This window comes from Arthrobacter sp. Y3223164 (assembly GCF_059091005.1).
Window position 1 is genome coordinate 1 of the sequence record NZ_JBNHGF010000196.1, and the last position, 5,214, is coordinate 5,214.

The following is a 5,214-nucleotide window of genomic DNA, read 5'->3' on the forward strand; positions in this document are numbered from 1 at the left end:
CGGCGGCCGCCTGGCGAAGACGCCGCCGTTTGCCCGCGTCCGCCGCTCCGGACGCGTCCGCGGTCGTAATCTGCGCGGCGGCCCACGTCTCCCAAGACAGAGTAAGCCTGCAGGATGGCCCCCATCGCCAAGCCGTCGGCACGAGACCGCGGCGCATCGCCGTCGTGGTTCAAATCAGGATGATGCAGGCGCAGCAAGGCCCGGTAGGCGCGCCGGATGTCCGCATCGCTGGCGTCGGGCGCCACACCCAGGACGGCGTAGAAGTCGGTGTCACCCACGCGTGCCTCCCTCCTGCTGCCGGAAGCGTTCGCCGCTCACGGCCAGCCGGTGGCTCCGCCCGCGCCCGGACGTCACCACCGGCTGCGATCCCACAGGTCAGGCGTCGATCATCTGCTTGGTGTCTCCGCTGTTGATCTCGATCTTACGCGGCTTGGCCTGCTCGCGGATGGGGATCCGCAGGGACAGCACGCCGGCCTCGTAATTCGCCGTGACCTTGTCCGTATCCAGCGTGTCGCCCAGGATCAGCTGGCGGCTAAACGTGCCGCTGGGCCGTTCGGCGGCAACGACTTCCTTGCCGTCCTCGATCTTGGACTTGCGCTCCGCAGCAACCGTGAGGACATTGCGTTCAACGTCCAGGTCAATGGTGGACGGATCGACGCCGGGCAGGTCGAGTTCGACGACGAACTCCTCGCCCTCGCGCCACGCATCCATCGGCATCGCCACCGGGCGAGCCTGGTTTCCGAAGACCTGCTGGGTCAGGCGGTCCAGCTCACGGAAGGGATCAGTTCTCATCAACATGGCAGCCTCCTTCAGTTCTTCTCTTCGGCGCTCACTAAATCTATGTTCGAGCGCACAGATATTATGACTCTGCGCTACTATGTTTGCAAGTCGGTTTTGGGAGGAATTTTGGCACGCGAGAAGAAGCGGCAGCCGCGGACGGACAAGGGCGTCTACGGCATCTCCGTGGTCTCAGACATCGTGGGCGTGGGCGAGCAAACCCTGCGCCTGTACGAACGCCGCGGCCTGCTGGAACCGGAGCGCACGGCGGGCGGCACGCGGCGGTACAGCCAGGACGACGTCGACCGCCTCCGACGCATCGGAGAGCTGGTCGACGACGGCGTGAACCTGGCCGGCGTCGGCAAGGTTTTGGAGCTGGAAGAGGACAACGCTTCGCTGCACAGGCAGCTTAAGGCGGCCAAGGAACGTGCGGACGGACAGGAGCAGCCCGAGGAACCGGAGGAAACCACGCGGCCGGCCTGAACGCCCTCCCTTCCGCCGGGCACCCGGAGTATGGTCGACACCGGGGCCCACTCCCGAGCCGAACAAAGGACCACGCTCATGGGACTGCGAAGCGCGCTGTTCGCCGCGCAATATGATGCTGCCATTCGCCGCGAACCGGCGGAGCTCGCGTCGCATCGCAAGGCCTTGCTGTCCGGACTGAGCGGGATTGTGTACGACGTCGGTGCCGGCACCGGCGCGAATCTGCCGTACTTCCCGCCGGGGTGCTCCGTGACGTTGGTCGAGCCGGACCCGAACATGCGCAAGCGACTGGAGCCCCGGGTGGGGTCCCACTCCGCAGCGGTGCGCGTCGTGGATGCGGTAGCCGAGGACCTGCCGGCCGAGGACGCCAGCGTGGATGCCGTGGTGTTCACCCTGGTGCTGTGCAGCGTCCCCGACCAGGCGGCGGCTCTGGCCGAAACCAGGCGAGTGCTCAAGCCAGACGGCAAGCTTCTCTTCCTGGAGCACGTGCGCGGCCCGGGCGCGCACGGCAAAGTTCAGGACCTGCTGCGGCCCGTGTGGTCATTCGCGGCGCAGGGCTGCGAGCCCAACCGGAACACCGCGGCGGCGATCGCTGCCGCCGGCTTCAGCGTGTCAGTGCAAGACGAGTTCGCGGTCGGCCCGGCATGGCTGCCGATAAATCCCATGGTGGCGGGCACGGCAACGCCCGGAGCCAACCGCTAGGAAGTCCTCCGGGCGCTGCGGGGCGCGGCCGCTTTAGGCGGAAGCGTTTGTTACCCGAAGCCGCCCAGCTTGTCCTTCATGCCGCCAAGCTTCTCGCCCAATCCCCCGGGGAGCTTGCCGAGGAGCGCGTCGACGTCGATGCCCAGCTTGGACAACAGCCCTGAGTCGCGCTCGGTGTCCACCTTCTGCGGCAGTTCGGCATCTGCCGCAACCGCCTGGTCCTCGTTTCCCTGCTGCTTGAGGAAGTCGATGATCTGCTGCTTGTCGATCTGCATGGGTTTTTCCCTTCGCTAGCGTGTCAGCGTACTGTCCACTTTCCTCGCGGCGGGCGGGTGTGGCAAGGGCCCAAGACGGCAGTAAACGCCGGATGGCATACTGTTTGGACTCGACAGCGCCGTGGAAACCTCGTGGATAGGAACGCTAGACATGGCAGGGCATTTCGAAGTGATCAAGGCGCCCGACGGCGGCTACCGGGTCAGAATGCTGGACGGTAAGGGAAAACTCATGGCCGAATCGGTGACGTATCCGTCCCTTCAGGAGGCCAAGGACGGCATCGAGCTCGCACGGGAAATCGCCGGCACCGGCCGCGTGATTGACCGGACGGACGGCGACTCAGCGACGTGACCGCCGGGAGATAGCGCATGTCGCAGTTGCTGCACTGGTTTTCATTGGACAACTGTAGCGGCGCCGCCTACGTGTTCTGGAGTTTGGACGACCGGGACTGCCCCCGGTTCAGTTGACGTCTGACTTGTGAGGATTCATTCCTTGCAGGAAGGATGTTCCTGTGCCCAAGCCCTACCCCGCCGAGTTCCGCCGCGATGTCGTCGCCGTTGCGCGGAAGCATGAAGCCCGCTGGCGCAGATCGCCAAGGACTTCGGCATCTCCGAGGCGACCCTGCATAACTGGCTGAAAAAGGCCGACATCGAAGAAGGTGTCAGCCCTGGCATGACGGAGAAGGAAGCGGCGGAGCTGCGAGACGCAAAGAAACGGATCCGGCTGCTGGAGCAGGAGAACGAGATCCTGCGGCGGGCCGCGGCGTTCTTCGCGAGGGAACTGCCCCCAAAATGAAATTCCCGCTGGTCCTCAACCTTGCCGCCGACGGAATCGCCGTCGCGGTGACCTGCCGGGTGCTCGGCTTCTCCAAGCAGGCCTTCTACAAATGGAAGGCCAATCCCGTCTCCGACCGGGACCGGGCTGATGCCCATCTGATCAACGCCGCCCTAGATATTCATGCCGACGATCCGTCATTCGGGTACCGGTTCATCGCCGACGAACTGCCGGCCTTGGGCATCAGCGCCGGGGAGAACCGGGTGCAGCGGCTGTGCAGCAGCCAGCGCATCTGGTCCGTCTTTGCCAAGAAGCGGGGACTTAGCCGCAAGGCCGGCCCGCCGGTCCACGACGATCTGGTCGGCCGGAACTTCACCGCTTCCGCCCCGAATGAGCTGTGGCTGACGGACATCACCGAACACCGCACCGACGAGGGCAAGGTCTACCTCTGCGCAATCAAGGACGTCTACTCCAACCGGATCGTCGGTTACTCCATCGACTCCCGGATGAAGGCCTCTCTGGCCGTCTCTGCGCTGCGCAATGCAGTCGCTTTGAGGTCGCCGCAGGAAACTGTGGTGCACAGCGACCGCGGCTCCCAGTTCCGCTCCACGGTGTTCGTGCGGACGCTCAAGGGCAGCGGACTGATCGGATCGATGGGACGGGTCGGCGCCTGCGGCGACAATGCCGCCATGGAATCGTTCTTTGCCCTGCTGCAGAAGAACGTCCTGGACCGGCCGCGCTGGTCCACCAGGCAGGAATTGCGTCTGGCCATCGTTACCTGGATCGAGAAGACCTACCACCGCCGGCGCCGTCAGCGGACCCTTGGCCGCCTCACACCCCTCGAATTTGAGACAATCGAAACCGGCCCTCAAGCCGCCTGAAAACCATCAACCCCGAGAGTCAACGAAACCCGGGGCAGCCCCAACAGGCGTAGTCATTAGAGTTTTAGCGTCCGATCGTGGCCGTGGGTGTCGATGTTTTTGACACGCTGGTGTATCCGGTCTTGGTGCCAGTGACCTTGACCTTTATAGTCCTGCCGGCGTCGCTGCCGGTGAGCTTGTAGGTCTTGGCAGTGGCGCCCTTGATGGCCGCGCCCGAACGGTACCACTGGTACTTCAACGTGGTTCCGGAGGTCCAAATCCCGGTTGTCGCAGTAAGCGTCTTTCCGACCTTCGTCGTGCCAGAGATGACCGGGGTCTTGCTGGTGAGCGTCCCCTTGGCGATCGCGATCGTGGACTTCGAGGTCTTCGACACTACGGTATATCCGGTCTTGGTGCCGGTGACCTTCACCTTTAGAGTCTTGCCGGCATCGGAGCCGGTGAGCTTGTAAGTTTGGGCAGTGGCGCCCTTGACGGCCGCGCCCGAACGGTACCACTGGTACTTTAACGTGGTCCCGGAGGTCCAGGTCCCGGTTGTCGCAGCGAGCGTCTTTCCCACCTTCGTCGTGCCAGAGATGACCGGGGTCTTGCTGGTGAGCGTCCCCTTGGCGATCGCGATCGTGGACTTCGAGGTCTTCGACACTACGGTATACCCGGTCTTGGTGCCGGTGACCTTGACCTTTAGAGTCTTGCCGGCATCGGAACCGGTGAGCTTGTAAGTTTTGGCAGTGGCACCCGTAATGGCTGTGCCCGAGCGGTACCACTGGTACTTGAACGTGGTACCCGAGGTCCATGTCCCGGTGCCGACGGTCAGCGTTGAGCCTACCTTCGTCGTGCCAGAGACGAGGGGCGCTGCGGACTGCAGCGTGGGCACTGGGGACGTGGTGGCCTTGAACGCGTGCGTCCACTCGGTCTCGGCGCCGGGAGCAAGGACGTAGTCGGCCTGTGCCTTCGCAGTGATGGTCACGGTGCCTGTGCCCTTGTACGAGCCTGCTGCCGCAGCCTTGCCGCCGACCAGGTAATCCACGCCCTCAACGGCCGGGATCGTGTAGGTGTCCTCTGCGGTGCCGTCCTTATCCAAGAACGTCACCCCAGCCGGGGTTACCGGGTACGGAGTGGCCTTAAACGCGTGCGTCCACTCGGTCTCGGCGCCGGGAGCAAGGACGTAGTCGGCCAGTGCCTTCGCAGTGATGGTCACGGTGCCTGTGCCCTTGTACGAGCCTGCTGCCACAGCCTTGCCGCCGACCAGGTAATCCACGCCCTCAACGGCCGGGATCGTGTAGGTGTCCTCTGCGGTGCCGTCCTTATCCAAGAACGTCACCCCAGC

General features: G+C 64.4%; 6 protein-coding genes and 2 pseudogenes. 4 read left to right on the plus strand and 4 right to left on the minus strand.

What is annotated here, in order from left to right; translation table 11 throughout:
* Positions 1-278: J domain-containing protein (locus AC5RUJ_RS10555; RefSeq protein ID WP_494155844.1), on the minus strand; the 278-nt coding region annotated here is incomplete at its 3' end.
* A 97-nt stretch (positions 279-375) separates the two neighbouring features.
* The gene (locus tag AC5RUJ_RS10560) at positions 376-798 is read right to left on the minus strand and encodes an Hsp20/alpha crystallin family protein (protein WP_494129117.1); all 423 of its coding nucleotides are present in this window, start codon (positions 796-798) and stop codon (positions 376-378) included.
* 108 nt (positions 799-906) lie between these two features.
* On the opposite strand from AC5RUJ_RS10560, the gene AC5RUJ_RS10565 reads away from it, so the two are divergent.
* Entirely contained in the window at positions 907-1,260 is a 354-nt protein-coding gene (locus AC5RUJ_RS10565; protein WP_494129116.1) for a MerR family transcriptional regulator, read from the plus strand.
* 78 nt (positions 1,261-1,338) lie between these two features.
* Entirely contained in the window at positions 1,339-1,962 is a 624-nt protein-coding gene (locus AC5RUJ_RS10570) for a class I SAM-dependent methyltransferase (protein WP_494129115.1), read from the plus strand.
* 50 nt (positions 1,963-2,012) lie between these two features.
* Here the strand turns inward: AC5RUJ_RS10570 and AC5RUJ_RS10575 are convergent, their stop codons facing one another.
* Positions 2,013-2,237 carry a hypothetical protein gene (locus AC5RUJ_RS10575; RefSeq protein ID WP_494001627.1) on the minus strand — a complete coding sequence of 75 codons (225 nt, stop codon included), beginning with the start codon at positions 2,235-2,237 and terminating at the stop codon, positions 2,013-2,015.
* A gap of 151 nt (positions 2,238-2,388) precedes the next feature.
* Between AC5RUJ_RS10575 and AC5RUJ_RS10580 the strand changes: the two genes are divergently transcribed.
* The gene (locus AC5RUJ_RS10580; RefSeq protein ID WP_494129114.1) at positions 2,389-2,586 is read left to right on the plus strand and encodes a YegP family protein; all 198 of its coding nucleotides are present in this window, start codon (positions 2,389-2,391) and stop codon (positions 2,584-2,586) included.
* Between the two features lie 160 nt (positions 2,587-2,746).
* Positions 2,747-3,890 (plus strand): annotated as a pseudogene (locus AC5RUJ_RS10585) (IS3 family transposase).
* Between the two features lie 64 nt (positions 3,891-3,954).
* On the opposite strand, the pseudogene AC5RUJ_RS10590 reads toward AC5RUJ_RS10585, so the two are convergent.
* Positions 3,955-5,214 (minus strand): annotated as a pseudogene (locus AC5RUJ_RS10590) (family 43 glycosylhydrolase); the annotation flags it as partial.